The 23,900-nt window shown below is 65.1% G+C and carries 22 protein-coding genes and 1 pseudogene; 10 read left to right on the top strand and 13 right to left on the bottom strand.

The window, feature by feature from the left end; genetic code table 11:
- Positions 1-94: 94 nt before the first annotated feature.
- The 9 genes from FPZ08_RS12560 to FPZ08_RS12520 all read right to left on the bottom strand — a co-directional run bounded on the left by FPZ08_RS12560 (position 95) and on the right by FPZ08_RS12520 (position 12,448).
- Positions 95-1,603: a helicase HerA domain-containing protein gene (locus FPZ08_RS12560; protein ID WP_146290338.1), complete on the bottom strand. Its 1,509-nt coding sequence runs from the start codon at positions 1,601-1,603 to the stop codon at positions 95-97.
- 334 nt (positions 1,604-1,937) lie between these two features.
- Positions 1,938-3,485, bottom strand: coding sequence for an MGH1-like glycoside hydrolase domain-containing protein (locus tag FPZ08_RS12555; RefSeq protein WP_425457541.1), 1,548 nt, complete (start codon positions 3,483-3,485; stop codon positions 1,938-1,940).
- A gap of 70 nt (positions 3,486-3,555) precedes the next feature.
- Positions 3,556-4,773 carry an ABC transporter ATP-binding protein gene (locus FPZ08_RS12550; RefSeq protein WP_146290337.1) on the bottom strand — a complete coding sequence of 406 codons (1,218 nt, stop codon included), beginning with the start codon at positions 4,771-4,773 and terminating at the stop codon, positions 3,556-3,558.
- Between the two features lie 189 nt (positions 4,774-4,962).
- Positions 4,963-5,856 (bottom strand): carbohydrate ABC transporter permease, encoded by an 894-nt coding sequence (locus tag FPZ08_RS12545; RefSeq protein ID WP_146290336.1) that lies wholly within the window; start codon positions 5,854-5,856, stop codon positions 4,963-4,965.
- A gap of 3 nt (positions 5,857-5,859) precedes the next feature.
- Positions 5,860-6,753: a carbohydrate ABC transporter permease gene (locus tag FPZ08_RS12540; RefSeq protein ID WP_146290335.1), complete on the bottom strand. Its 894-nt coding sequence runs from the start codon at positions 6,751-6,753 to the stop codon at positions 5,860-5,862.
- Between the two features lie 146 nt (positions 6,754-6,899).
- A complete protein-coding gene (locus FPZ08_RS12535) occupies positions 6,900-8,201 on the bottom strand; it encodes an ABC transporter substrate-binding protein (protein ID WP_146293130.1) in 1,302 nt (433 codons plus the stop codon).
- 995 nt (positions 8,202-9,196) lie between these two features.
- Positions 9,197-11,374 (bottom strand): ABC transporter permease, encoded by a 2,178-nt coding sequence (locus FPZ08_RS12530; RefSeq protein ID WP_146290334.1) that lies wholly within the window; start codon positions 11,372-11,374, stop codon positions 9,197-9,199.
- A gap of 49 nt (positions 11,375-11,423) precedes the next feature.
- Positions 11,424-11,744, bottom strand: a complete 321-nt coding sequence (locus tag FPZ08_RS12525; protein ID WP_146290333.1) for a hypothetical protein — start codon at positions 11,742-11,744, stop codon at positions 11,424-11,426.
- The gene (locus FPZ08_RS12520; RefSeq protein WP_210246792.1) at positions 11,744-12,448 is read right to left on the bottom strand and encodes an ABC transporter ATP-binding protein; all 705 of its coding nucleotides are present in this window, start codon (positions 12,446-12,448) and stop codon (positions 11,744-11,746) included. The genes FPZ08_RS12525 and FPZ08_RS12520 overlap by 1 nt, the downstream gene beginning before the upstream one ends.
- 200 nt (positions 12,449-12,648) lie before the next feature.
- Here FPZ08_RS12520 and FPZ08_RS12515 point away from each other — a divergent pair, with 200 nt between their 5' ends.
- Entirely contained in the window at positions 12,649-13,161 is a 513-nt protein-coding gene (locus tag FPZ08_RS12515; protein WP_186766976.1) for a heme-binding beta-barrel domain-containing protein, read from the top strand.
- A 438-nt stretch (positions 13,162-13,599) separates the two neighbouring features.
- Here FPZ08_RS12515 and FPZ08_RS12510 read toward each other — a convergent pair whose 3' ends face one another.
- Positions 13,600-14,880: a Gfo/Idh/MocA family oxidoreductase gene (locus FPZ08_RS12510; RefSeq protein WP_146290331.1), complete on the bottom strand. Its 1,281-nt coding sequence runs from the start codon at positions 14,878-14,880 to the stop codon at positions 13,600-13,602.
- A 222-nt stretch (positions 14,881-15,102) separates the two neighbouring features.
- Here FPZ08_RS12510 and FPZ08_RS12505 point away from each other — a divergent pair, with 222 nt between their 5' ends.
- Complete coding sequence (locus FPZ08_RS12505; protein WP_186766975.1) at positions 15,103-15,765, top strand: GntR family transcriptional regulator; 663 nt, start codon at positions 15,103-15,105, stop codon at positions 15,763-15,765.
- A 200-nt stretch (positions 15,766-15,965) separates the two neighbouring features.
- Here the strand turns inward: FPZ08_RS12505 and FPZ08_RS12500 are convergent, their stop codons facing one another.
- Positions 15,966-16,550, bottom strand: a complete 585-nt coding sequence (locus tag FPZ08_RS12500) for a TetR/AcrR family transcriptional regulator (protein ID WP_146290329.1) — start codon at positions 16,548-16,550, stop codon at positions 15,966-15,968.
- 79 nt (positions 16,551-16,629) lie between these two features.
- On the opposite strand from FPZ08_RS12500, the gene FPZ08_RS12495 reads away from it, so the two are divergent.
- Both FPZ08_RS12495 and FPZ08_RS12490 read left to right on the top strand, forming a co-directional pair.
- Entirely contained in the window at positions 16,630-17,040 is a 411-nt protein-coding gene (locus FPZ08_RS12495; protein ID WP_146290328.1) for a VOC family protein, read from the top strand.
- A gap of 82 nt (positions 17,041-17,122) precedes the next feature.
- Positions 17,123-18,247 (top strand): Gfo/Idh/MocA family protein, encoded by a 1,125-nt coding sequence (locus FPZ08_RS12490; RefSeq protein ID WP_146290327.1) that lies wholly within the window; start codon positions 17,123-17,125, stop codon positions 18,245-18,247.
- 140 nt (positions 18,248-18,387) lie between these two features.
- Here the strand turns inward: FPZ08_RS12490 and FPZ08_RS12485 are convergent, their stop codons facing one another.
- Positions 18,388-18,990, bottom strand: a complete 603-nt coding sequence (locus FPZ08_RS12485) for a hypothetical protein (RefSeq protein ID WP_146290326.1) — start codon at positions 18,988-18,990, stop codon at positions 18,388-18,390.
- A gap of 112 nt (positions 18,991-19,102) precedes the next feature.
- Here FPZ08_RS12485 and FPZ08_RS23025 point away from each other — a divergent pair.
- The 5 genes and pseudogenes from FPZ08_RS23025 to FPZ08_RS12465 all read left to right on the top strand — a co-directional run.
- Positions 19,103-19,318, top strand: a pseudogene (locus FPZ08_RS23025) (RrF2 family transcriptional regulator); the annotation flags it as partial.
- Between the two features lie 109 nt (positions 19,319-19,427).
- Positions 19,428-19,559, top strand: coding sequence for a hypothetical protein (locus FPZ08_RS22635; RefSeq protein ID WP_281285630.1), 132 nt, complete (start codon positions 19,428-19,430; stop codon positions 19,557-19,559).
- On the top strand, positions 19,552-20,442 hold the full coding sequence (locus FPZ08_RS22365) for an NAD(P)/FAD-dependent oxidoreductase (protein WP_246132643.1): 891 nt from the start codon (positions 19,552-19,554) through the stop codon (positions 20,440-20,442). Before FPZ08_RS22635 ends, FPZ08_RS22365 begins: the two co-directional genes overlap by 8 nt.
- A 316-nt stretch (positions 20,443-20,758) precedes the next feature.
- Positions 20,759-21,739, top strand: a complete 981-nt coding sequence (gene mbfA / locus FPZ08_RS12470) for an iron exporter MbfA (RefSeq protein WP_146290323.1) — start codon at positions 20,759-20,761, stop codon at positions 21,737-21,739.
- Positions 21,732-22,616: an alpha/beta fold hydrolase gene (locus FPZ08_RS12465; protein ID WP_146290322.1), complete on the top strand. Its 885-nt coding sequence runs from the start codon at positions 21,732-21,734 to the stop codon at positions 22,614-22,616. Before mbfA ends, FPZ08_RS12465 begins: the two co-directional genes overlap by 8 nt.
- Here the strand turns inward: FPZ08_RS12465 and FPZ08_RS12460 are convergent.
- Positions 22,549-23,061, bottom strand: coding sequence for a DUF2306 domain-containing protein (locus FPZ08_RS12460; protein ID WP_246132642.1), 513 nt, complete (start codon positions 23,059-23,061; stop codon positions 22,549-22,551). The two genes, FPZ08_RS12465 and FPZ08_RS12460, sit on opposite strands and share 68 nt — an antisense overlap.
- A gap of 110 nt (positions 23,062-23,171) precedes the next feature.
- Between FPZ08_RS12460 and FPZ08_RS12455 the strand changes: the two genes are divergently transcribed.
- On the top strand, positions 23,172-23,897 hold the full coding sequence (locus FPZ08_RS12455; RefSeq protein WP_146290321.1) for a LytTR family DNA-binding domain-containing protein: 726 nt from the start codon (positions 23,172-23,174) through the stop codon (positions 23,895-23,897).
- The last annotated feature ends 3 nt before the right edge of the window (positions 23,898-23,900 follow it).

The raw sequence follows: 23,900 nt of genomic DNA, 5'->3' as shown, positions 1-23,900 counted from the left end.
TGTTTCACTTTGTGAGTCAGTGCAGAGCCCTCGGGTCAAGCCCGAGGGTGACGTGCAGTGGGTGGGACGAGAGGGTGCGGCATCCCTGGCAACATCACTCTGCGGCGCCGCGTTCTTCTGCCATGGCGTCGGGGCCGTTGGGGTCGCCGGGGGCGGTTTCGGCATCGAGATCGGGGAAGGCGACGACGCGGTTGTTGCGGAAATCGAGGCGCACGACGAGGAGGCCGCGTTCCTCGAACCAGGTCAAAAGGCGCCGGGCGCGGCTGGCGGAATGGGTGCCGTAGAGGCGGGCCAGGGTGGCGTCGGAGGGGCAGGGGGCTGAGGTGAGCGCGGCCTGGGCCAGGACGAGGAAGACGCCCTGCACGTCGTCGGTCAGGGTTTCGGACAGGGAGAGGGCCTGTTGCCAGCCATCGGACTGGGCGGTTTCGGTATCGGGGGCGACGCGGGCGACGGCGAGGCGGCGCTTGAAGGCCGGCAAAGCGGGCGGCTCGCCGGGGACGCGGCGAATGCGGCAGCGCACCAGGAAATCCTGATAGAGCACGGCGACGGTGCGGAAGCTGGCATCGGGGTCGCCGAGTAGTTCGGCCATGATGGCGTCGATCTGGCGGTCGCGCTCGGCTTCGTCGATTTCGGGGAAGAGGCTTTGCGGGGCTTCTTCGGCGGGCGGACGGGTGCGGGAGAGCTGGGCCAGCAGCTCATTGGTCGAGGGTGGCGGGGGCGGCGCGGGGCGGCGGACCACCGGGCGGACCTGCTCTTCGGCCGTGGCGGTGAAGATGAGATCGGCGGCATCGACCGGGGCTTCGAACGGCACCAGCTTGGGGCTGGTGGAGCGGGCCGAAGTTTCGACGGCGCCGATGGTGACCGGCAGAGGCCGGCGGGAAATGGCGGGGCCGAGGGCGACGAAATGGCCACGGGCCAGGTCGCGGAACTGTTCGGCCTGGCGCTTTTCCATGCCCAGCAGATCGGCGGCGCGGGCCATGTCGATATCGAGAAACGTGCGGCCCATCAGGAAGTTGGAGGCTTCGGCCGCGACATTCTTGGCCAGCTTGGCGAGGCGCTGGGTGGCGATGACGCCGGCCAGGCCGCGTTTGCGGCCGCGGCACATGAGGTTGGTCATGGCGCCGAGCGAGAGCTTGCGGGCTTCGTCGCTGACTTCGCCGGCGGCGGCCGGGGCGAAGAGCTGGGCTTCGTCGACGACGACGAGGACGGGGTACCAATAGTCACGGTCGGCATCGAACATGCCACCGAGGAAGGCGGCGGCGGCGCGCATTTGTTGTTCTACATCAAGGCCTTCGAGATTGAGCACGACCGAGACGCGGTGCTGGCGGACGCGGGCGGCGATGCGGGTCAGTTCGGCCTCGGTTCTGTCAGCGTCGACGACGGTATGGCCGTAACGCTCTGACAGCGTTGTGAAATCGCCTTCGGGGTCGATGATGCATTGCTGCACCCAGGGGGCGGATTGTTCGAGCAGGCGCCGCAACAGGTGCGACTTGCCGGAGCCCGAATTGCCCTGGACCAGCAGACGGGTGGCCAGCAGCTCCTCGAGATCGAGCGTGGCGGGCGCGGCGCCCGTTGTCGCGCCCATGTCGATTGCTACCTTCATCCGGTCTCCTGACGGCGGGATACGTCCCGGTCAGTCGGGAGTCACGCGAGGGAAGAATTGGTTAGCAGACTGTTAGCATTGACGGGGGCGATTCGTGAAAGGCGGTGGATGGGGAAGGCACAGGGTTGGTGGGAAGGGAGTCCCTGTTGGGTACCCCCTCCTAGCCTCCCCCTGACAGGGGGAGGAATCTGTGCCGTGGGTGGAGGATGATCGAGTCCCAACCACCACACGTCACCCTCGGGCTTGACCCGAGGGCCCCGTACTTGTCGGGCGGTTATTAAGTGAAGAGCCCTCGGGTCAAGCCCGAGGGTGACGGCCGGTGGGTGGCGAACAGTTAGCCGTAGGTGGGCGGCACGAGGTCGGGCGTGCGGGTGGTGGCCAGTTGGCCGTTCTGGAAGCTCTGCACTTCGTTGGGGCCGATGGAAACATCGAGGTTGCCGTTTGGCGTTTCGATCGTGCCGGTCACCGTGCGGGCGACCATGCCGGTGATGGCTTGGAGCTTGCTGGAGCGGTCGGTGGTGAGGCGGGTGCCGTGGGGGAAGGTGAAGCGCTTTTCGCCGTCGCGGTAGAGGGTGGCTGTGATGCCGTCGTTGAGCAGTTCGAAGGTGTGGCCATCGACTTTGCGGCGGTAGGCGGTGTGGTGGTCGATGTGGCGGTGGGTGGCTTCGCGGGGGACGAGGCCGGTGAACCAGAGCGTGCCGTCGGGGCGGGGGAGGATGCCGCAGAGGCGTTCGACCATGTCGAGGAGGCACAGGATCGCGGGGGCGTATTTTTCGGTGTAGCCGGGGGCGCCGGTGAAGGGGCTCAGGGTTTGCGGGAAAGTGTCCATGGCGAAGAGGGCTGACAGCACGGGCATCTGGGCCCAGGTGAGCTCGACATGGCGGTGGTGATGCTCGAAAGCGTGGGCGGCGCGGATGATGGAGAGGAAGTTGGAGGGGCCTGACCAGGAGTTCTGGCCGAAACTGGGGTCGAAGCGCGGATCGTCCAGGGCCATGGAGGTGAAGGGGTATTTGGCGAAGAATTTGGCGGTGTTCAGCAGGTAGCGGCTGAGGGCTTCGGCGAAGAAGGCGTCGTCGCCGACCTCGCAGGCGAGGACGCGGAGCAGGACATCGGACTGGACGCGGACCAGAGTGCCGTTGCGGTCGCGGTCATAGAAGAAATGATCGTCGGGGTCATAGCAGTGCGTGAACAGGGCCTTGAGGCTGGCTTGCGCCTTGTCGCGCCAGGGCTGGGGGTCTTCGCCCAGTTCCTCGGCAATGCGGGCGAGGTAGAGGCGCTGGCAGATGACATTGGCGGTGAGGTCCGGCGCGATAAAGGGCAGGACGGGATTGTCTGGATCGCAGCGGGTGGGGTCGTTGCCGAAGGGGCTGTCGGGGACGTGCCAGAAGCGGGCCGAGAGATCGTGGCCGGTGTCGTAGGTGCAGAAGGCTTCGACACCGCCGGTGCCGCGCGTGTCGCGGTAGGTGGTGAGCCAGGCGTCGTAGCGGGCCATGGCGGCGTATAGGCGGGCGAGGTGGGCGCGGTCGTGGTTGAGGCTGTAGTGGTTCCAAACGGAGCGCGCCAGGGGGTGACAAGCTGGATCTGGGCGAAGGCGGGGCCGGTCTGGGTGATCTTGTAGGGGATGAGGCCGTCTTCGCGCTGGTGGGTCGCGAAGGCGGCATAGGTTTCGGCGGCGACTGATGGCAGGAAGCGGGCCATCAGCTCGGTATTGATGGTGCCGGTGCTTTCGAGCCAGCAGCCGTGATAGACGCCGCCCTCGTGGAGGATGGGGCCGGTGACTTCGGTGGGTTTGATGCAATCGAAGAGTTCGCTGACGGCCTGGTGGTAGCGGGCTTCGAGGCGGGGGGTGGAGGACGCGAAGGCGACGTCGGCGGTTTGCCATTCGGCGAGCGCGGGGTGGTCGCCGACATGGGTGGCGAGACTGGTGGTGCGGAGGCGGGTGAGGAGGTCGCTCATTTGGGCTGCTCGAAGCTGGTAGCAGTATGCGACTTCGCCACCCCCTCCCCAGCTTTGCTACGGCCCTTTGGGCCTAGCGTCGCTACCCTCCCCTCAAGGGGGAGGGTGGGCAGGAGCCGATGGAGGTGAAGGTAGAGGGGCATCATTCCCCCCGCCTTGGCCAGGCGCTGGCCTTCGGCGTCGAAATAGTGGGCGTCGTCGGGGTGGAGGGAGATGGTGAGGTTTTCGCCGTTGTGGTGGCTGGATTTGCCGGGGGCCTTGACCAGCACGGTCTGGCCGGTTTCGAGGCGGAGATAGATGAAGACTTCCGAGCCGAGATATTCGACCAGGGTGATGGTGCCGGTGACGGTAAGGGGACCGGTGGCATCGATGGTGAGCTGTTCTGGGCGGAGGCCGATGGTGGTGGGGCCGGTGGCCTCGATGCCCTCGGGCAGGGCGATGGTTCCGAGGCCGGGAATGTCGGCTTTGCCATCGATGGCACTGGCTGACAGCAGGTTCATGCGGGGGGAGCCGATGAAGCTGGCGACGAAGAGATTGCGTGGAAAATTGTAGAGCTCGAAGGGGGTGCCGACCTGTTCGACATTGCCCTTGTTGAGCACGACGATGCGGGTGGCCATGGTCATGGCCTCGATCTGGTCGTGGGTGACGTAGATCATGGTCGTGCCCAGGCGCTGGTAGAGGCCGGCGAGCTCGACGCGCATCTGGACGCGCAGTTCGGCATCGAGATTGGAAAGCGGTTCGTCGAAGAGGAAAAGCTGGGGCTCGCGCACGATGGCGCGGCCGATGGCGACGCGCTGCTTCTGGCCGCCGGAAAGCTGGCGCGGCTTGCGCTCGAGCAGTTCCTCGATCTGGAGGATTTTGGCCGCTTCGGCGACGCGGCGGGCGATTTCGGGTTTGGGCATGCGCAGGTTGCCCAGGCCGAAGGCGAGATTCTTGCGCACGCTCATGTGTGGGTAGAGCGCGTAGGACTGGAAGACCATGGAGAGGTTGCGCTGGGAGGCGGGCAGGTCGTTGACCACGCGGTCGCCGATGGAAATGGTGCCGTCGGTGATGTCTTCGAGGCCGGCAATCATGCGCAACAGGGTGGACTTGCCGCAGCCGGAGGGGCCGACCAGGACGAGGAATTCGCCGGAGCGGATGTCGAGATCAATGCCGTGGATGACCTCGAAGCCGGAATAGGCCTTGCGGACTTCGCTGAGGGTGACTGAGGCCATGGGGTTAGTCCTTGAGGCGAGGGGCAGGATGTGGGTTTAGCCACCGGGCGGCACCTCCCCCTCGACGGGGGAGGCTGGGAGGGGGGTGTGAGAGCCCTGATATCGGGGCTAAACACCCCCACCCTTGATCCCTCCCCGCAAGGGGGAGGGTGTCGACTGCACATCCGGTGGTCCGAGAACGATCTATGCTCATTTCAACCCGCTCATGGCGATGCCGCGGATGATGAGGCGTTGGAAGATGAGGAAGAACAGGAAGATGGGCAGGATGGAGAGGATCGACATGGCGAACATGGGGCCATACTGGCTGGCGCCGTCCTGGCTGAGGAACATGCGCAGGGCCAGGGGGACGGTGTAGTCCTCGACCTTGTTGAGATAGACCAGCGGGCCCAGGAAATCCTCCCAGGTCCAGATGAAGCTGAAAATGGCGGCGGTGGCCATGGCCGGCAGCGATAGCGGCATGATGATGGCCCAGTAGATCTTGAAGGGTGAGCAGCCGTCGATCATGGCGGCTTCGTCGAGCTCGCGCGGGAGCTGGCGGAAGAACTGGATCATCAGGAAGATGAAGAAGGCCTCGCCGGCGAGGAATTTGGGCACGATGAGGGGCAGGTAGGTGTTGACCCAGCCCAGGTTGAGAAAGAGCAGATATTGGGGGATGAGGACGACGTGATAGGGCACCATCAGCGTCATCATCATCAAGGCGAACCACATATTCTTGCCGGTAAATTCGAGGCGGGCGAAGGCATAGGCCGCGAAGGAGCAGGAGATGACATTGCCGATGACCGAGAGCACGGTCACCAGGGTGGAATTGAGGAAGAAGCGGGTGAAGCTGACCGAGAGGGCGGTCCAGCCCTGGCCGTAATTGTCCCAATCGAAGGTTGCGGGCCAGAGCGAGAGGCTGCCGAAAATCTGGTTGTCGGGTTTGAAGGAAGCCGAGACCATCCAGATCAGCGGGTAGATCATGATCAGCGAGGTCAGGATCAGGAAGACGTGCTTGAGCAGGCCGGCGCGTTTGGCGCGGCGTGTGCGGGCTTCGCGGTATTGTTTCGCGGTCAGGGCGGTGGTGCTGATGGCGGTATCGGTCATGGTTCAGCCCCGCTCGTTTTCGTAGTGGACCCAGTATTTGGAGGTCCAGAAGGCGATGGCGGTGAAGGCGGCGATGATCAGCAGCAGGACCCAGGCGAGCGCGGAGGCATAGCCCATGCGGAGGTAGGAGAAGGCTTCCTCGTAAAGGTAGACGGTGAAGAAGAGGAGGCTGTCGAGCGGGGCGCCGGAGCCGCCGGAAATGATGAAGGCGCCCGAGAAGCTCTTGAAGGCTTCGATCATCTGCAGGACCAGATTGAAGAAGATGACGGGGGCGAGCAGGGGCACGGTGATGGCGAAGAATTTGCGCACCGGGCCGGCGGCGTCGATCTCGGCGGCTTCGTAGAGCTCGGTGGGAATGGCGCGCAGGCCGGCGAGGAAGATGAGCATGGGCGAGCCGAACTGCCAGACGGCCAGGACAATGAGGGTCCAGAGCGAATATTTGGGGTCGGCCAGCCAATAGGGACCGTCGAGGCCGACAAGGCGCAGGGCCGAATTGACGACGCCATCATAGTTGAAGAGTTGGCGCCAGAGGATGGCGACGGCGATGGAGCCGCCCAGGATGGAGGGCAGGTAGAAGAGGGCGCGATACCAGCCGATGGCGCGAATGCCCTTGTCGAGCGCCATGGCGACGCCGAGGGCGAAGATGAGCTTTGCCGGCACCGAGATGACGACGAAGGTGAAGGTGACCTGCAGCGCCTTCTTGAAGCGGTCATCGAGCTCGAACATGTAAAAATAGTTGTCGAGGCCGATCCACTGGGGTGGGCGGACGATGTTGTATTTGGTGAAGCTCAGCCAGAGCGAGGCCAGGATGGGGCCGATGGCGAGCAGGAAAAAGCCGATGAGCCAGGGCGCCAGGAAAGCATAGCCGGCGAAATTGCGTCGGAAGAATTTTTCCATGGGCGTGGTCCTGCTCGATGCGATTCCCTCCCCTTGATGGGGAGGGTTAGGGTGGGGTGGGGCCACAAGCTCGGCGCGTGTGACTCACCCCCACCCTTGATCCCTCCCCACAAGGGGGAGGGAGACGACTGATGGTCCCGATCCTATCAGGCCCGCGCCAGAATCGCCTTGGCCTGGGCCAGGAAGTCGGTGGCGACTTCGGGGATGGATTTTTCGCCCAGCAGGACCGAGACGGCAACGCGCTCGAAGGTTTGTTCGACTTCGTTGCTGCCAGAGGGGGGCGGGGGATCGAGGGGCGCGGTCTTGCCCTGGATGCCGGCGAAGAATTCGACGGAGAGGGCTTCGGCGGGCGACAGGTTGGGCTGCAGGGCCTCGCGGACGTCGACCTGGCTCGGGATGCCGCGTTCGAGGCCGAGAATGGCCGTGATGTCGAGGTCGTTGACGAAGGCGCTCATATAGGCGGTGGCGGCTTCGGGATCGACGCTGTCGCGGGTGAGGCAGATGAACTGGCTCGGCTGGACGATCGAGCCGGGGACCATGGCCGGGGTATTGGGATACATGGCGACGCCGAGCGTATCCTGCATCAGGCTCTGGGCGCCGACGAGCTGGTTGCTCCAGAGGTAGGACATGGCCGACTTGCCGGTGACGACGCCGAGCTGGCTGAGATCGGCCACGCCGGCCAGGCCTGCGGATTCGGGGCCCGGAGGGGTGGCGCCAGCTTCGCGGATAGCGGCCCAGGTGCTCCAGTATTCCTCGACGATGTCCTGGGTGGCGTTATAGGTGCCGTCCGGGCTGTACATCTTGACGCCCTTCTGGGCGATGAAATCGGAGAAGTTCTGGTAATCGGCGGTGTTGTCGTCGGTGCCGGGGATGCCGGTGGCCTCTTTCACCTGCGCGCCGATGCGGGCGAGGTCGTCATAGGTATAGCCATAGGGGTCGAAATCCGTGCCGGGGACCACGCCGGCTTCTTCGAAGAGGCGGGAATTGAAGATGGCCATGTGGGAATTGGCGCCGATGGAGAGGGCGTAGAACTTGCCATCCACGGTGCCGGCATCGATGGCCGACTGGTCGATCTTGGAGATATCGAGGCTCTTGCCGACATAGTCGTCGAGCGGGACGACGGCGCCATTGGCGATATACTCGAACAGCACGCCATAGCCCTGCTGGATCACGTCGGGCATGTTGCCGCCGGCAATCTGGGTGGTGAGCTTGGTGAAATAGTCGGCGAAGCCGAGGGTTTCGCCCGAAACGACCGTGCCCGGAGTCTTGGAATTGTAGAGGTCGATGACGGCGAAGGTGCGCTTGTCGCGCTCGGGATTGCCCCACCAGAAGTGGCGGACCTGCTTGTCCTGGCCGAAGGCCTGGGGGCCGAGGGCCGACAGCACGGCAACCGAGCCGGCAGCGGCGCCGGCCTTGGTCATGAAGGTTCTGCGATTCAATCTGCTCATATGGTGTCCTCCCTGTTGAGCTTGGCTGGCTGGCAATGCGGGCGGTTCCCTCCTCCCGGCGCTGCCGACTTACGTACCTCTTTGCCTCCCGAAGGCTGATGTCAGTGGCCGCGCCGGGCCGGGAGAGATGCTTGGAGACTGCCCGGCGCGGCAGCCTGCGGAGTGGCAGGCTATAGGGTGGCGACGATCGGGCGGGTGGAAGCGATCCTGGGGCGGGGCAGGGCGGATGGGTGACACTCGATGGCGCTGATGCTGACCGGCCGCTCGCTCATTCCGTCCTCCCGCATTGCCCGGTTTTCCGGGATCATCGTGCGGGGAAGCTGGGGTGAGGGTGGAGACCGTCCCGCCAACCGCGACCGCACGGTTGAGATCGATTTTGCGGGTCTCTCAGAAGGTCGATACGAGCATCGGTCCGTTGTTGAACGGTCAGACCGAAGACATACCGCGTAGCTCACGCTTGACCACATACCCTGGCTGGACCCTTGGGGTCCATGACGTGTCTCCGGCCGATCCTGGGGGATTGTTCCCGCTCAGATGGGGCGAGATTGGCAAGCGCGCGGGGCGGCGTCAATCATAAAATTTGGGATGCGGAAATAATGATGGGTGAGCAAGGGGTTAGGGAAGGGATTCTTCCATACAAGATGGATTTTGTTGGGGTTTTTGGGGTGGGGAGGTGTGGGGTTCTGCATATTGTGTTCGTGGATGGCGCGACACCCCCACCCAGCTTCGCTACGGCCCGTCGGGCCTAGCTGCGCTGCCCTCCCCTCAAGGGGAGGGTGGGTCTGGTGGGTTGGCTGGATTGTGCTGCTGGCGCTGAATCTCCCTTCTCCCCTTGCGGGAGAAGGTGCCCGGAGGGCGGATGAGGGGTGCCGGGTTATCCATGAGCCGTGAAGCATGAGAGGGCGCAGGACCCCTCACCCGTAATTTCCTCTGAACAAGGAAATTACCCCCTCTCCCGCAAGGGGCGAGGGGGGCTCCACTCTTTTGGAACTTCCCTACAAATCCCGCAAAAGCCGTGCCGGTCTGGCCGATGCTGCGCGCAAAATGGTCAGGGCGCCGAGCAGGGCGGTGATGGCGATGGCGATCAGGAGGACGACGAGGAGGGCGTCGAGGTTGAGGGTGAAGTCGACATTGAGCATGACCATGCTGACCAGCCAGCCCAGGCCGATACCGAGCAGGATGGCGGGGATGGCGGCGAGGACGGCCAGGATCAGGTATTGGGTGAAGGCGGTGGCCATGAGCTCGAAGCGGGTGGCGCCGAGGACTTTTGTGATGACCGTATCGGCTTCGCGCTGGCGGCGGCCGGTGGAGAGGCTGCCGACCAGGACGAGCAGGCCATTGCCGACGGCCAGGCCCCCGACCAGGACGGCGGCGAAGGAGAGCTGGCTCAGGGCGTCGGTGATCTGCTTGAGGGTGTCGCCGATGGCGATGAAGCGCAGGTCGGGGAAGTCGGCGGCGAGCTGGCGTTCGACGGCTTCCTCGCGGCCGGGCAGGGCGGTGACGGCGGCGAAGAGCGTGGTGGGATAGCTCTCGATGACGCCGGGCGAGAAGGTGGCGAGGAAGTCGATGCCGCCCTGCCAGGAGTAATCGCGGAAGGAGGCGATGGTGGCGGTGACCTGTTCGCCGAAGATGGTGAAGGTCAAGGTATCGCCGAGATCGACGCCGAGGCCGGAGCGCAGGCTCTGGTGCAGGGAGACCAGGCCCGGGCCGGCATAGTCGGATGGCCACCACTCGCCCGAGGTGACGCGGGAGGAAGCGGGGAGTTCGGAGCGGAAGGTGAGGGGCACTTCGCCGGCCAGCAGGAAGGTGGCTTCGGGGCCATTGGTGCGGACGGATTCGGCGGGTTGGCCGGCAATCTCGGTCAGGGCGCCGCGCAGCATGGGGGTGGCGACGAATCTGACTATGTCGGTGCCTTCGCCTGATATGGCGGCCAGGGATTCCACCTCGTCGGGGAAGAGGTCGGAGGCGACCAGGGTCGGGACGTCGAAGGCCGAGGCGCCGAGGAATTCCTGACGCAGATTGGCCTGCAGCACGAGGACGACGACGAGCATGGCGAGCGCCATGCCGGCCGAGACCACGACCGAGGCGGCATTCTGGCCGGAGCCGGAAATGGCGCGCAGAGCGTGGCGCGGAATGCGGGCGCGCGGCTCGGGCAGATGGGCGAGCGCGAGCTGGATGGCGCGGATGAAGAGCTGGAACACCACGGCGGCGGCCGCGGCGGCGAGGCCGAAGGCGGCGACCAGCATGGCGTCACCCGTCATGAGCCAGGCGAGGAGGAAGAAGGCCAGGGTGGCGAGAATGAGCGGGACGACCTGCCAGGAGAGCAGGAGCGCGGCCCAATCGACCGGCGGGGCCGAGAGGCCCTTGGAGCGGAAGAGCAGGACGGGCCTGATGGTCTGGGCCTGCTGCAAAGGCAGGTAGGCGAAGGCGAAGGCGGTGACGAGGCCGGCGGCAGCGGCCACGGCGAGCGCCTGGATGTGGATGGTGGCGGCAAGGTCTATGCCCACGGCGCGGCCGATCATGGGGAGGACGGCAAAGGCGGCGCCACCGCCGATGAGGAGGCCAATGCCGACGCCGACGGCGGCGAGGGCCGCGACCTGGGCGAAGAAGTGGACGAAGATGCGGCCCCTGGTGGCGCCCATGGAGCGCAGGATGGCGATGACGCTGGCGCGCTCGGCGATATAGGCCTGCATGCCGGTCCAGACGGACACGCCGCCGATCAGCAGGGAACCGAGACCGACAATGACCAGGAAGCGCATGAAGAGATCGTAGTAGCGCACCATGTCGCCCAGGCCGTCGCGGGCGGAGCGGACGGTCCAGCCGCTATCGGCAAAACCGGTTTCGAGCGCGGCCTTGCCGGCTTCGGCGTCGCGATCATTGAGCAGGAGCTTGTAGCGGAACCAGGTGCCGAGGCCCGGCAGGGGCGAAGTGCGGTCGGAGACGGCGGCAAAGCCCTGGTCGGTGACCAAAGCGGTAAGGCCGAGGCGGAAGCCGCGCACCGGACCATCGGGGAGCTTAGAGAGGGTGCCGCGGACCTGGAAATCGGTGCCGCCGAGGCGGAAGCTGTCGCCTATGGCCAGGCCGAGTTGGTCGAGCAGGATGGGATCGAGCAGGGCGCCGGGCGTATCGTCGCGGGGCGCGAGCAGGTCATAGAGCGAGGCGCCATCCGGCAATTGCGGGCTCAGCACGCGGCCGAGCAGGGGATAGGTGGGGCCGATGGCGCTAAGGTCGACAAAGGCGTCGGCCTGGGGGGGATTCGGCGCGCAGATTGGTATCTATTGTCGTCGAGATGGTGCCGAAGCCGGCCATGGTGGCCAATTCATCCGCCGTGGCGAGGCGGTCGGCGCGGGAGAGTTCCACATCGCCACCCATCAATTCGGCGGCGCCGTCATCGATGGCGCGGGTAATGCTGGCGCCTACGGAATTAACGCCCGAGATCAGTGCGGTGCCGACGGCGAGGCAGACCACGAGCAGCAGGAAGCGGCGCAGGTCGCCGCGCATGTCGAGCAGGCCGATGCGGACGGCGCCCCAGAAGGAGCCCATCACTTCTGCCCCGTGGTTTCGGTCAATTCGCCTGCCGTCATGGTGAAGACGCGGTCGGCGCGGGCGGCGAGGGCCGGATCGTGGGTGATGAGCAGGACTGCGGTGCCCTGCTTGCGGGCCAGGTCGAACATCAGTTCGACGACGAGGGCGCCGGTCTTCTGGTCGAGATTGCCGGTGGGCTCGTCGGCCAGCAGGAGCGGGGGATTGGCGACCATGGCGCGGGCGAGGCCGACGCGCTGCTGTTCGCCGCCCGACAAAGCCGAGGGGCGGTGATCGAGCCGGTCGGCCAGGCCGACGGCGGCGAGGGCGGCGGCGGCCTTGTCGCGGATCTGCGCCTGGGTGAGTTCGGGCGCGGCGATTTCGAGGGCGAGGCCCACATTGTCATGCGCAGCCAGCGAGGGAATGAGGTGGAAGCTCTGGAAGACGATGCCCAAAGTGCGGCGGCGGAAGCGGGCCAGATCGTCCTCGTTGAGACCGCCCAGTTCGGCGCCATTGACCGTGACCGTGCCTGTTGTGGCACGTTCGAGGCCGGCCAGCAGCATGAGCAGGGAAGTCTTGCCGCTGCCCGATGGGCCGACAATGGCGACGACTTCGGCCGGCGCGACGCGCAGGGAGACGCCCTTGAGGATGTGGAGCGGGCGGCCCGCGACCTCAAGGCTATAGGTCACGTCCCTGGCATCAATGATCGGCGCATCCGTAGTCACCTGAACCGTTCCCCTTCGTGGTTCGTTTGGGCGTCGATGTATCCCGACTGCCCATTGACCGTGATTTGTAACGCCCAGTCAGTAGCGAAATCGTAACAACTGCGTCAGAAGTGTCAGATTTCTACTGGCTTCGATATCTCTGCACTGGCAGACATAAACAGAATCAGATGTCACGGGGCGGCTGGAGGATGCTTTTCGCGATGAAGACGTGGTGGAGAATTGGCGTCGTATTGCTGTCGATGTCATTCGTGGGGCTGGCGCCGGCACAGGCGGCCGGCGAAGTGGCCTTGCTCGAATCCTATATCGGCAACTGGCAGGGCGAAGGCGCGCTGGTTGGCGGGGACAGACCCGAGCCGTTCCGCTGCCGACTGACCATTGCCAAGGGCAACCAGGCCAAGGTGAACTATACCGGGCGCTGCGCGCTGGTGAATGCCACGCTCTCGATCAGCGGCACCATCGCCTTCAACGAGACTGCCAGGCGCTATGAGGCGGCGATGAGCTCCAATGCCGGGTTCACCGGGCTGGCCATCGGCCAGGAGCGGGGCGGGCAGATCAGCTTCGATTTGCGGGAGCAGCAGAAAGATCGGGGCGGCAGCGATGTGCGCATCGGCTCGCGGATCCTGCTGGTCAACGGCAATATTACCGTGGACTTCGAGGTTGAGTTCAACAATTCGGGCAATGTGCTGACGGCGAGTGTGCCGTTTGCGCAGTAGGGGTTCCGGCAGGACCGGTGCGCGTGGTTTACCCCCACCCTCAGTCCCTCCCCACAAGGGGGAGGGAAGCTTGCTCCGTGCATACGAAGATATTGAGATGACCCTCTGGGTTGCCCTCTCCCCCTTGAGGGAGAGGGTGGAAATCCGCGTTCAGCGGATTTCCGGGTGAGGGGTTCTGCGCCATCCCATGCTTCAATGTTGGTGGATAGCGCAGGACCCCTCATCCGCCCTTCGGGCACCTTCTCCCGCAAGGGGAGAAGGCAAAGAGCCGAAGCATTCGATGTAAACAATGCGGGGATTGAGGGGGCGCCGACAGGCATTGAGCTTGTGGGAACCGCGACACCCCCTCCCTAGCTTTGCCAGGCCCTTTGGGCCAGGCGTCGCCACCCTCCCCTCAAGGGGGAGGGTGGGCCAGAGCCGACAGGAGGGTGACGAGACCTACAGTTTCACCAAGGTTTTCACGTCTACCGGCAGGCCGGTGGCGAAGGACTGGTTGGCGGCGATGCCGGTGAGGATGGAGAGGGCGCCGTCGCGGTGGTTGGCGCCGTAGCCGGGGCGGGGGGTGGCGTTGCCGAAGATTTCCTCGAGCATGATCTTGTCGCCACCGCCATGGCCGCCTTCGCCGGCCTGGATCGGGACGACGCGCGGTTCGCCATGCAGGGGGAAGTGGTAGAGCTTGACGCCCTTGGCGGCGCCTTCGGTGTCGGAGGTGGAGCCGGCATTGATGTATGAATTCTCATGCACGGTCAGTTCGAGACGGCCGCCGGTGCCGTTGATGGCGACGTTGAAGCCTTCCCAGGGGGCATAGGCGTAGAGCGAATAGGTCATGACCGCCTTGTTGCGGTAGCGGACCATGACATTCATCGTGTCCTCGATGGAAATGCCGTCGCCGAAGACATTCTGGTCGCGCTGGTAGCCGTCTTCCTTCTCGCCGTCCCAGTAGAGGCCCTTCTGCACCGGGTTGGCGGTGAGGTCGATGGCGAATTTGTCGTCGTGGGCGGCATCGACGCCTGTCGTGCGGGTATAGGGGGTGAAGACGCCGCGCTCCTCGGCATTGGCGCGGCCGTAGAATTTCAGGTCCCCCATGCCGAAGACGATGTCGGGCTGGGAGCCGAGCCAGAAATTGACCAGGTCGAAATGGTGGGTGGACTTGTGGACCATGAGGCCACCGGAATTGCGCTTGTCGCGGTGCCAGCGGCGGAAATAGTCGGCGCCGTGGCGGGTGTCGAGCAGCCATTCGAAATGCACCGAAGTGGGGGTGCCGATGGCGCCGGAGGCGACCAGCTCGCGCAGGGCCGAATTGTGCGGGGCGTAGCGGTAGTTGAAGGTGACGCGGACATCGCGGCCAGTGCGCTCGACGGCGTCGAGGATGGCCTGGCACTTTTCGGGGTCGGTGGTCATCGGCTTTTCGGTGATGACGTCGCAACCGGCCTCGAGCGCGGCGATGATGTATTTGTGATGCGTGCGATCGATGGAGGTGACGATGACCGTATCGGGTTTCGTTTCGGCGATCATGGCGGCGAAGCGGTCGGCCTTGTAGGTGGGGACCGGCTGGCCGGACAGTTCCTGCTCGATCACCCCATTGGTGTAATCCATGCGGACCTGATTGGTGTCGCAGAGCGCGACGAGACGGGAATGTTCGCGATGCGGCCCCAGGATGGCCTGATAGAACATCCGTGCCCGACCCCCTGTTCCCACCAGCGCGTAGGTCTTGGCCATTCGATTTCTCCGGTCTCGATGCAATAGCGCGCCCATGGACGAGCGCCGGGAATGCATCTACCATACAAGATTGCGGGAGGCACTATTTCTTTTCGCCATCGCAGCAGATGGCGGGGAGTGGGGCTTCGGGGTCAGATTCCTGTGGAAGCTGGCAAACAACAGGAACCGCGCAACAGATATCCGGCACATGGTCGGGGAGGGGAATCAGGAGAAGTGGCCAGCGTGCTCGAAGCGAGTGAGGAGACCATGGCGCTGCGCGTCGTCGGCGCGCTGCGCGACGATATCGTGACCATGGCGCTGAAGCCCGGCGACGTGATTTCCGAGAGCGATATTGCCGGCCGCTATGGCGTGTCGCGGCAGCCGGTACGCGAGGCGTTCATCCGGCTGGCGCAGCAGGGGCTGCTGTTGATCCGGCCCAAGCGGGCCACGGTGGTCAAGAAAATCTCGCCCGAGGGCGTGCGGCAGAGCCGGTTCATCCGCGAGAGTATCGAGGTCGAGATCATCCGCCGGGTGGCGAGCCATCCGGGCGAGGCCAAGGCGGTGCTGGGCGACCTCATCGCCGAGCAGGAAGCGGCCTCGAATGCCGGTGACAGCCGGCGCTTTCATACGCTGGACGAGTTGTTTCACCGCACGTTGGCGCGGCTGGCGGGGGTGGAATATGCGTGGCAGTTGATCGACGACCACAAGATGCAGCTCGACCGGGTGCGCTACCTGACGCTGGGCGTGTCGTCGTCGCAGGTGGCGATCGGCGAGCACAAGGCGATTGCCGCGGCAGTGGCTGATGGCGATGTCGCGGGCGCGGAGGCGGCGATGCGCGGGCACCTGGCGCGGGCCGAAGTGTTGCTGACGCAGACGATCGACGATCATCCGGATTATTTCGAGTAGGTGGCGGCGTAGGGGCGATACCGTTGCTTCCCATAGGGGGCTTGCCTCGGATTCTGTGGCTCCTACCACCCCACCCTCATTCCCTCCCCATTCAGGGGAGGGAGGCGCCAGCTCTGATGTCCGTGTTCATCGTCTCCCTCCCCCTTGTGGGGAGGGATCAAGGGTGGGGGTGGGCCGCACGCGCCGGCGATAGGTGCGCGCTAAGCCCGCAGGCCTTCTACCATGGCGGCCATGGCTTGCTGGAATTCTTCCTGGCGGTCGAGCGGGGCCAGGGCGGCGCGGTCGAAGAGGGCGCCGAAGAGTTGGGCCAGGGGCTCCACGGGGAGGCGGCGGATGGCGCCGGCATCCATGGCGTCGCGCAGGCCGCAGACCAGGGTTTCGAGGCCATGGCGGGCATCGATCTCGTCCAGAGCGGCGCGGCCGAGCACGGCGGGGGCGTCCACCAGCAGGATGCGGCGGCGGCCCTCGTCGCGCATGGCGGCGAAAAAGGCGTTGCCGCCGGCCAGCAGGGCGGCGACCGGATCAGTCGGCATGGCGTCGCCGGCGGTCTCGATACCCTCTGCCACGGCGGCATGTTCGGCCTCGACCACGGCGGCGAAGAGTGCCGTTTTATCGGCGAAATGGTGATAGAGCGCGCCGCGCGTGACGCCGGCTGCGGCCACGATATCGGGGGTGCCGGTTTCGGCGAAGCCGCGCTCGGCAAAGAGCTTTCGTGCTGCTGCGAGCAATAGCCCCCGCGTCTCGGCCCGGCGTTCAGCCTGGGTTCGTCTCGATTCCACTTGCATACATACAGCCTGTATGTTAATTCAAGATACATACATGCAGTTTGTATCTTGAATGCGAGAGTGAAACAAGGAGTTTCCCATGCAGACCAGCAGCCTTTATCCCCTCATCCAGGTGGGTGACGTCGAAGCCACGGCCCGGTTTTACGAAACCACTCTGGGCTTTACCCGTATCTTTTCGAGCGACTGGTATGTGCAGCTGCGCGCCGCCTCGGAGCATCCGTTCGAGATTGCGCTGATCGACCAGGACCACGACTCGATTCCGGAGCCGGCGCGCGGGCCGAGCCGGAACGTGATCCTGAGCTTTTACGTGGAGGATGCGGCGGCCGAATATGCCCGGCTTTCGGATGGCGCGCTCGCCATTGCCCAGCCCTTGCGCGACGAGGTGTTCGGGCAGCGGCACTTCATTGCTGCCGATCCCAATGGCATCCTGCTCGACATCATCACGCCGATCGAGCCCGATCCGGAATGGCTGGCGGCAAATTCTGCGTGATCCAAATAAATTGGCCTGACCGGCTGGTGCGGCGCGATTCTCCTCGCTAGTTTGCAGTACGTACGTCAGGGAGGATCGCGCTGTGACCACCAAGCGCCTCGGTGTCGGCTTCATCGGCACCGGCAATATTTCGTCGGCCTATCTGCGGGCCATGACCGGTCATGAAACCATGGCCGGTTTCCCGGTGCTGGATATCAAGGGGCTGGCCGATATGCGCCCCGAGGCGGCGCAGGCGCGGGCTGGCGAATTCGGGCTCAAGGCGATGAGCGTGGAGGAGATGCTTGGTAGTCCTGACATCCAGCTTATCGTCAACCTGACCATTCCGCGGGCGCATGTGGAGGTGGGACTCAAGGCGTTGGCGGCGGGCAAGCATGTCTATTCCGAAAAGCCGCTCGGCATTACCTATGCCGAGGGGCGCAAGCTGCTCGATGCGGCCAACAAGGCCGGCCTGCGCATCGGCTCGGCGCCCGATACGTTCCTGGGTGGGTCGCATCAGCAGGCGCGGGCGGTGGTGGATAGCGGCGTGCTCGGGCAGCTGGTTGGCGGCACCGGCTTTTTCCAGTGCCCGGGGCATGAAGCCTGGCACCCCGATCCGGGTTTCTATTACGATATCGGGGGTGGGCCGGTGCTCGATATGGGGCCCTATTACATTACCGACCTGGTGAACCTGCTCGGGCCGGTGGCGCGGGTTTCGGCCATGGGGTCGCGGCTGCGCAGCCAGCGGCCAATCCTCTCCGAGCCCAGGAAGGGGCAGGTGATGGATGTGCATGTCGATACCCATGCCACGGCGCTACTGGGCTTTGCCAATGGGGCCATCGTGCAGATGGGGCTGTCGTTCGACGTGCCGGCGCACAAGCATGTGCCGCTGGAGCTCTATGGCACCGAAGCCAGCCTGATCGTGCCCGATCCGAACTTCTTCGGCGGGGATGTGGAAATCCGCAAGCGCGGCAAGGGCGAGGAATGGACCAGGGTCGAGGTTACCCAGCCCTATGCCGACGGCAATTATCGCTCGCTCGGGGTGGCCGACATGGCGCAGGGCATTCTCGACAACCGCCCGCACCGGGCCAGCGGCGAGCTGGCGCTGCATGTGCTCGAGGTGATGGAGGCGTTTGGGATGGCCTCGGCCGCGGGGCGGACCGTGGAGATCAGGACGCCGGTGACGCGGCCGGAGCCGCTGGCGACTTCGTTGCGGGATGGGCGGGTTTAGGGTGCCACACCCTCGTGGTTCGAGGCTCGCGAAGGGCTCGCACCTCACCATGAGGGCTACTGGAACACCGCACTAAAAGTAGCCCTCATGGTGAGGCGGGAGCGTAGCGACCCTCGAACCACGAGGGCGTGCCCCGATGCTCACCACCGCCAGGAGAGGCCGGCGGCGTCTTCGGAGTTCATGTGGAGTGTGACTTCGACGTCGCGGGTTTCGTCGTGGACGCCGTCGGCATATTGGCGCTGCAGCAGGGTGATCTGCTCGTAGTCGGGGTCGGCGCGCAGGTAGAGGTAGTCGAAGCAGTTCTGGATATCGCCGGCGCGGATGGCGTAGATGTCGGCTTTGAGGTCCCAGAGCAGGCGGCCGGTGATGACGCTGCCGTCGCTGCGGCGTGTGGCGCGGACGCTGGGCACCCAGTCGTAATCGGTTTCGCAGATGTAGCGATCGTCCTCGAACACGCCCTTGTCGGTGAAGGCGATATCGGTATCGGCATCCCAGGCATTGCCGATTTCGAAGGTGGCACCGGTATCGGTGACGTCGAGATAGATGTCGGTCCAGGCGCAGGTGTGGTCCTGGTTGAGGTAGCACCATTGCGCGCTGGAGCGCATCAGCGTGGCCACGTCATGGATAGCGACGAGCTTGCCGGATTTGTGCCTGTCGATGATGGCCTGGCTATCGGCATCGAAAGCCATGGCGGTCGAGGCCGTTACCGTTGCGATTGCCAGGGCGGCAAGCAGTGTCTTCATCATCCATCCTCCGTCGGCCGCAGAGAGGGCAGCATAGCATCCCAGCCGTGCGAGGAAAGCGCCGAGCGGGATCAGGGTTGACAAGCTCGATTAATGTAACAATAAAAGTTACATGAAACGTTCCAGCCGCCTTTCGCTCGCCCTGCACGCGCTCGTCCATCTGCACAAGCAGCCCGACGAGGCCATTACCTCGACCACCCTTGCCCAGTGCCTGATGACCAATCCGGTCGTGGTGCGCCGGGTGCTGGGCACATTGCGCGAGGCCGGCATCGTTACGGCCAGCAAGGGGCATGATGGCGGCTGGCGGCTGTTGCGGCCGGCGGCCGAAATCAGCCTGCGCCAGATCTATGCCGCCATAGGGGGAGAGCCTGCTGATCCGCACCGAAAGCGATCCGGGCGATATCCAGTGCGGCATTGTCCGCACGGTCAATTCGGTCATGGGCGACTTCCTGGCCGATGCCGAAGCGCTGCTGGCGGCGCGGCTGGAACGGGTGTCGCTCGACGACATCGCGCAGCAGGCCACGCCCAATCCCCTCCATCCCCATTCCGGAGCCGACAATCATGGATGACGTCATCATTATCGGCGGCAGCTTTGCCGGCCTGGCCGGCGCGCTGCAGCTCGGCCGCGCAAGGCGCAAGGTCACGGTGCTCGACACCGGCCTGCCGCGCAATCGCTTTGCCGGGCATTCGCATGGCCTGCTCGGGCATGACCACAAGCCGCCGCTGGATATTCTGGCGCAGGCGCGCCAGCAGTTGGCGCGCTATCCCAGCGTCAAGCTGGTCAAGGCGCGGGCCGATAGGGTCAGCGGGGCGCTGGACGACTTTTCGGTGCTGACCGATGACGGGGAAAGCCTTGGGGCGCGGCGCCTGTTGCTCAGCTATGGGGTGAGCGACCAGATGCCCGACATACCGGGCTTTGCCGAATGCTGGGGCAAGTCCATCGTGCCGTGTCCCTATTGCGACGGGTTCGAGGTGGCGGGGCAGCATTGGGGGCTGGTCTGGTCGGGGCCACAGGCCATGCATGCGGTGTCGCTGTTTCATGACTGGACCGACCGGCTGACGCTGTTTGCCGATGGGCATGAGATTTCCGCCGATGAGCGGGCGGAACTGGCGCGCCGCAATGTGCCTGTTGTCGATGGGCGGGTGGCTGAAATCGGCCATGTGGATGGGCAGATTTCTGCGGTCAATCTCGATACGGGCAGGGCCGTGGCGGTGGATGTGCTGTTCGCGCATCCGCGCAACCGGCCTTCGGCGAACCTGCATGAGACGCTGGGGCTGGAGGTGGTGGATACGCCTGCGGGCATTGCGCTGAAGGTGGACGAGCGGCGCGAGACCAGTGTGTCCGGTATCTATGCGGCGGGGGATCTGGCTAATCCGATGGCGTCGGTGACGCTGGCCAGTTCGCACGGGGCGATGGCGGCGATTTTCGCGCAGCAGTCGATGCTGGTTTAGGGGGCTGCCTCAACTTCGCGGGAGTGTGACTTGGATGCGTGAGGCGGCCCGACCCCTATCCCCTTGTGGGAGAGGGTGGAAATCCGCGTTCAGCGGATTTCCGGGTGAGGGGTGCTGCGTTCTCCCTTGCTTCTATGTCGGCTGAAGGCTCGGCACCCCTCATCCGCCCTTCGGGCACCTTCTCCCTCAAGGGGAGAAGGGAAAGCGCCCAGGCACCACATCAATGTTCCCAACCCCTTCCACCGTCACGCACTCTTGCCAACACATTAGAATGGTTCTAATCATTGTTTAGAACCGTTCCAAAGTGTGAAGCGCCATGTTTTCTCTCCGTCCCGATGCCCGCCGCGCCTTTTCCTCCCTGTCCGAGCGGGAAATCCTGTCGCTGGCGGTGGCGGCCGAGGAGGAGGATGGGCGCATCTATTCCGAATTCGCCACGCGGCTGGCCGAGACCTATCCCGGTTCGGCGGCCTTGTTCGAAGCCATGGCGGCCGAGGAGGACGAGCATCGCCGGCGCCTGCTCGATCTTTATGTCGAACGGTTCGGCAAGCGGCTGGTGCCGATCAGGCGCGAGCATGTGCGGGGCTTCGTGCCGCGCAAGCCGCTGTGGCTGATGAAGACGCTGACGCTGGAGGCGGTGCGCCAGCAGGTGTGGGAAATGGAGGAGGGCGCCTATCGCTTCTATATGGAGGCGGCCAAGCAGGCGACTGATGCCGGTATTCGCAAGCTGCTCGGAGACCTGGCGGCGCAGGAGCGCAAGCATGCCGATGCCGCCGACAGGATCGATGCCAAGGTGCTCGGCGCGGAGGGCCGCGACAGTGAATCCACCGAAGCGCATCGGCAGTTCGTGCTGACCTATGTGCAGCCGGGGCTGGCCGGGCTGATGGATGGGTCGGTGTCGACGCTGGCGCCGGTATTTGCCGCAGCCTTTGCCACGGGCGATACGCACCAGACGTTTCTCGTCGGCCTCGCGGCGGCCGTGGGCGCCGGCATTTCCATGGGCTTTACCGAAGCGGCTTCCGACGATGGCAAGCTGACCGGGCGTGGGTCGCCGATCAAGCGGGGGCTGGCGGCCGGCATCATGACCGCGATTGGCGGGCTGGGCCATGCGCTGCCCTATCTCATTGCCGACTTCATGACGGCGACCACGGTTGCCATTATCGTGGTTCTCGTGGAATTGTGGGCTATCGCCTTCATCCAGAACCGCTATATGCAGACGCCGTTCTGGCGGGCGGTGTTGCAGGTGGTGCTGGGGGGCTCGCTGGTTTTTGCGGCAGGAATTCTCATCGGTAATGCCTAATTTTGACGATCCGTCCGGGGCGGAGCGCCGCTTCGCGGCGGTTGACGGGACGCGGCTGGCCTATCGGAAATTCGGCCGGCGGGATGCGCCGGTCGTGGTGCTGTGCCATGGCCTGGGCGCCAACGGCCGGCAGTTTTTGGCGGATGCGGCTTGCTTTGCCGGACACGGCTATCGCGTGCTGGTGCCGGATCTGCGGGGGCATGGCCTGTCGGACGCGCCGGCGGGCTATCCGGCGGAGGGGTTTACCATTGCCGCGATGGCTGAAGATCTGGTGGGGCTGCTCGACCATGCCGGGGCCGATCGGGTGCATTGGGTCGGCAATTCGCTGGGCGGTATCCTGGCGCTGCATATGCTGGAGCGGCATGGCGGGCGCTTCGCCAGTTTCACGACATTCGGTACGTCCTGGTCGCTCGACCTGCCGGCCATATCCGGCCCGGCCGTGACCGTGCTCTATCGGTTGTTCGGGGCGAGCCTGCTGGCGCGCATGGCGGCCGCGGGCACGACGCGGCATCGTCCGGCGCGGCCGCTGGTGGCCGATATGCTGGCCGGTTTCGATCCGAAGGTGGGGCGGGTCATCTCCGATCAGGTGCGCCGCTACGATCTCACCGCCAATGCGCTGGCCTTTGCCGGACCCATGCTGGTGCTGGTGGGTGGGCGTGACATTGCGGTCAATCGCCGGCTGCGGCCGACGCTGGCGCGGGTCGTGCCGCGGGCGAACCTGAGCGTGGTCGAATTGCCCGAGGGCGGGCATATGGCCAATCTGGATGCTGCCGAGGCGTTGCGGACGGCGCTGCTGGCGTTCTGGGCGGTTAATCCGCTGCCCTCGGCATCAGCCGCCGCCACAGCAATCCCGTCGCCGCCAGTGCCGCCCCGATAACGATCAGCGATGGCGTCCAACCCGCATCGGGCCCGAACAGCACGTCATGCATTCGTCGCCCCGGCAGGAAGGTGAAGGCTCCGGCCAGCAGCAGCGCCCCGAGATAGGTGCCCTGCATATTGGCCCGATGCGCGGCCACGTCCCGCTTCACGCGGATCGCCCACAGCGCCTGCCCGATGCCCAGATAGGTCATCACTGCGAAAATATGGATCGGGCTGAACGGCCCGACCAGCCTTATTTCGTTGATGAACAGCGAACTGGTCGCCACCACCAGCATCAGCACGACCCAGAGCCGCCCCAGCGCCTTGTGCAGCGTGGTGCCCTTCCTGCGCCACAGCACGAAGCCACCGATGGCAAAGGCCGCGATGGCGGAAAAGGCGTGGATCCGGATGGCCAAATCGGCCTCAAGCAGCGGGTCGAGCGACATCGGGGCGGTCTCCTTCATGGGGTTTGCCAGTCCCCGATGGCCTTGTAGACTCCGCTCTGCAATCGCTCCTTCGCCAATGGTCGGCCCGCTACGTGAATTTCCCCGCTTTGCAATCCACGCTTCGTGAAATGCGCGTCCTTGCCACCGATATTCGTAGCTGGGTGGCGCTGGCCGTGCTGAGCCTGGTTGTCGGGCTCGTCGGTCCGTTCGGTACCTTCGCCATGCCGGTGCCCGGGCGCCTGGCCTATTGGACCTCGGTGGTCTTCGGCACGGCGGCAGCGGGCACGTTGTTTGCCAGCCTCGGCGAGCGCCTGCTGGGGGATCGCCTGCCGCCCCTGGTGGGCGCCGCCCTGGCCGGCGCCATTGCCGGCTTGCCGATCACGCTCGTCGTCATGCTCATCAATGCCGTTGTCTATGGCCTTTCCTTCGAGGCTATCGATACCGCGACGCTGCTGGTCTATTGCGCGCTCATATCCGCCGCCGTCACCATGCTCAGCGCCTTTCTCTCGGCGCGTGCATCCGTGCCCGCAGCGGCCGAAGCCGGCCCGGCTTTGCTCGAACGGCTCGCCTTGCCGCAACGCGGCCGCCTGCTGCATCTGGCGGTGGCCGATCATTATGTCGAAGTCACCACCGATCGGGGCAGGGCGCTCCTGCTCATGCGCCTCTCCGACGCTATCCGCGAAACCGCCCCTGTCGCGGGCCTGCAAGTCCACCGCTCCCACTGGGTCGCGCTCGACGCCGTGCGCAAGACTGCCCGCCAGTCCGGCAAGCCGGTGCTTGAACTGGAAAACGGCACCATCATCCCCATCAGCCGCAGCTATCTCGCCGACGCGAAGGCCGCGGGGCTTTTATGAGGT

Source organism: Devosia ginsengisoli, assembly GCF_007859655.1.
Taxonomy (GTDB): domain Bacteria; phylum Pseudomonadota; class Alphaproteobacteria; order Rhizobiales; family Devosiaceae; genus Devosia; species Devosia ginsengisoli.
This window is presented reverse-complemented; position numbering and strand designations above follow the sequence as displayed.

Excerpts from the sequence above, each read along its gene's own strand:
- FPZ08_RS12560 (WP_146290338.1), bottom strand. The coding sequence starts at position 1,603 with ATGAAGGTAGCAATCGACATGGGCGCGACAACGGGCGCCGCGCCCGCC.
- FPZ08_RS12555 (WP_425457541.1), bottom strand. The coding sequence starts at position 3,485 with ATGGCAAACCGCCGACGTCGCCTTCGCGTCCTCCACCCCCCGCCTCGA.
- FPZ08_RS12550 (WP_146290337.1), bottom strand. The coding sequence starts at position 4,773 with ATGGCCTCAGTCACCCTCAGCGAAGTCCGCAAGGCCTATTCCGGCTTC.
- FPZ08_RS12545 (WP_146290336.1), bottom strand. The coding sequence starts at position 5,856 with ATGACCGATACCGCCATCAGCACCACCGCCCTGACCGCGAAACAATAC.
- FPZ08_RS12540 (WP_146290335.1), bottom strand. The coding sequence starts at position 6,753 with ATGGAAAAATTCTTCCGACGCAATTTCGCCGGCTATGCTTTCCTGGCG.
- FPZ08_RS12535 (WP_146293130.1), bottom strand. The coding sequence starts at position 8,201 with ATGAGCAGATTGAATCGCAGAACCTTCATGACCAAGGCCGGCGCCGCT.
- FPZ08_RS12525 (WP_146290333.1), bottom strand. The coding sequence starts at position 11,744 with ATGGGCTCCTTCTGGGGCGCCGTCCGCATCGGCCTGCTCGACATGCGC.
- FPZ08_RS12515 (WP_186766976.1), top strand. The coding sequence starts at position 12,649 with ATGAAGACGTGGTGGAGAATTGGCGTCGTATTGCTGTCGATGTCATTC.
- FPZ08_RS12510 (WP_146290331.1), bottom strand. The coding sequence starts at position 14,880 with ATGGCCAAGACCTACGCGCTGGTGGGAACAGGGGGTCGGGCACGGATG.
- FPZ08_RS12500 (WP_146290329.1), bottom strand. The coding sequence starts at position 16,550 with ATGCAAGTGGAATCGAGACGAACCCAGGCTGAACGCCGGGCCGAGACG.
- FPZ08_RS12495 (WP_146290328.1), top strand. The coding sequence starts at position 16,630 with ATGCAGACCAGCAGCCTTTATCCCCTCATCCAGGTGGGTGACGTCGAA.
- FPZ08_RS12485 (WP_146290326.1), bottom strand. The coding sequence starts at position 18,990 with ATGAAGACACTGCTTGCCGCCCTGGCAATCGCAACGGTAACGGCCTCG.
- FPZ08_RS22635 (WP_281285630.1), top strand. The coding sequence starts at position 19,428 with ATGGGCGACTTCCTGGCCGATGCCGAAGCGCTGCTGGCGGCGCGGCTG.
- FPZ08_RS22365 (WP_246132643.1), top strand. The coding sequence starts at position 19,552 with ATGGATGACGTCATCATTATCGGCGGCAGCTTTGCCGGCCTGGCCGGC.
- mbfA (WP_146290323.1), top strand. The coding sequence starts at position 20,759 with ATGTTTTCTCTCCGTCCCGATGCCCGCCGCGCCTTTTCCTCCCTGTCC.
- FPZ08_RS12465 (WP_146290322.1), top strand. The coding sequence starts at position 21,732 with ATGCCTAATTTTGACGATCCGTCCGGGGCGGAGCGCCGCTTCGCGGCG.
- FPZ08_RS12460 (WP_246132642.1), bottom strand. The coding sequence starts at position 23,061 with ATGAAGGAGACCGCCCCGATGTCGCTCGACCCGCTGCTTGAGGCCGAT.
- FPZ08_RS12455 (WP_146290321.1), top strand. The coding sequence starts at position 23,172 with ATGCGCGTCCTTGCCACCGATATTCGTAGCTGGGTGGCGCTGGCCGTG.